Annotated in this window: 1 protein-coding gene; it reads left to right on the top strand. The window is 72.7% G+C overall.

Features of this window, described 5'->3' with window-relative positions; genetic code table 11:
• Positions 1 to 249: hypothetical protein (locus CP49_RS47995; protein ID WP_245310923.1), on the top strand; the 249-nt coding region annotated here is incomplete at both ends.

Genomic DNA, 249 nt, shown 5'->3' with positions numbered 1-249 from the left:
TCCGCACCGATGCGCTGGACCAATGCGGGTGCGAGCCTCGACGATCCGTCGCTGCCGGCCGGCGTCGATCCGCTTGCCGCCCACGTCGAGGCGCCGTCCGAGCTGGCGCGCCGCCTCGCCCAGATCGGCGTCGTGCCGAAGGAGCGCGGCGCGGAACTGGTGTCGCAATTGAAGACCGGCCAGCGGCTGGTGTCGCTGGAAGGCGACGTCTGGCGCTGGGACGGTTTTGTCGCGGCGGCGCATGCGCCG

Source organism: Bradyrhizobium valentinum, from assembly GCF_001440405.1.
Taxonomy (GTDB): domain Bacteria; phylum Pseudomonadota; class Alphaproteobacteria; order Rhizobiales; family Xanthobacteraceae; genus Bradyrhizobium; species Bradyrhizobium valentinum.
Note: the sequence above shows the minus strand (reverse complement) of the source record. Positions and strands in the feature narration are given on the sequence as shown.